Source organism: Frankia sp. CgKIO3, assembly GCF_977946435.1.
Window position 1 is genome coordinate 24,493 of sequence record NZ_CDWTMO010000041.1, and the last position, 947, is coordinate 25,439.

General features: G+C 65.7%; 1 protein-coding gene and 1 pseudogene. Both read right to left on the minus strand.

What is annotated here, in order from left to right:
• Window positions 1–182 (minus strand): annotated as a pseudogene (gene clpP, locus AC08OJ_RS07235) (ATP-dependent Clp protease proteolytic subunit); the annotation flags it as partial.
• Window positions 183–238: 56 nt separating this feature from the next.
• Window positions 239–880 (minus strand): ATP-dependent Clp protease proteolytic subunit, encoded by a 642-nt coding sequence (locus AC08OJ_RS07240; protein WP_011435649.1) that lies wholly within the window; start codon window positions 878–880, stop codon window positions 239–241.
• Between the last annotated feature and the right edge of the window lie 67 nt (window positions 881–947).

Genomic DNA, 947 nt, shown 5'->3' on the forward strand with positions numbered 1-947 from the left:
TCGATCTGCACACCGAGGAAGACGATCCGCTCCTTGAGCAGCTTCGAGTACGGATCCATGCCGTACTCGCCGCGGGAGGTTTTCTCGATGATGTTCGGCAGGACGTAGCGGCCCTGCGACTGGGCGGCTGCCTGGCGGGCCTGCTCGTGCCGCGTCTGCTGGTACAGCGTGTCGTGGAACATGGTGGCTGCCTCCGGGACGGATGACGACGGTTCGATCCGGTGAGCGGGGGCTCCGCTCAGCTCACCGGGCCTTCGCTGGGAACCTGGCGGGCCTGCTGGACGACGTGGTCGACGAAGCCGTAGTCCTTGGCCTCCTCGGCGGTGAACCACCGGTCCCGGTCGGAGTCGCGCTCGATCTGCTCGATCGGCTGACCGGTGTGGAAGGCGATGCGCTCCTGCATCATCCGCTTGGTGTAGAGCATCTGCTCCGCCTGGATGGCGATGTCGGAGGCGGTGCCCCCGATCCCACCGGACGGCTGGTGCATCATGATCCGCGCGTGCGGCAGGGAGTAGCGCTTACCCGACGCACCGGCGCAGAGCAGGAACTGCCCCATCGACGCGGCGAGACCGAGCGAGACGGTCGCGACATCGTTCTCGACGAACTGCATGGTGTCGTAGATCGCCATACCGGCGCTCACCGACCCACCCGGCGAGTTGATGTAGAGGAAAATGTCGCGGGTCGGATCCTCCGCGTTGAGCAGCAGGAGCTGCGCACAGATCGCGTTGGCGATCGAGTCCTCGACGACCGAGCCGAGGAAGACGATGCGGTTGGCCAACAGACGGTTGAAAACCTGGTCGTCGAACGCGGGTCCACCCTGACCGGGTGCACGAAGGTCCGGACCCGGAACCGGCAGGCGCGGGGCTGCGATGTTACTCACGGTCAGCTCCTCGACTTCCTCACATGGGGCGGCTGATTGACCGGCTCGACACTATCTGTGACACGCC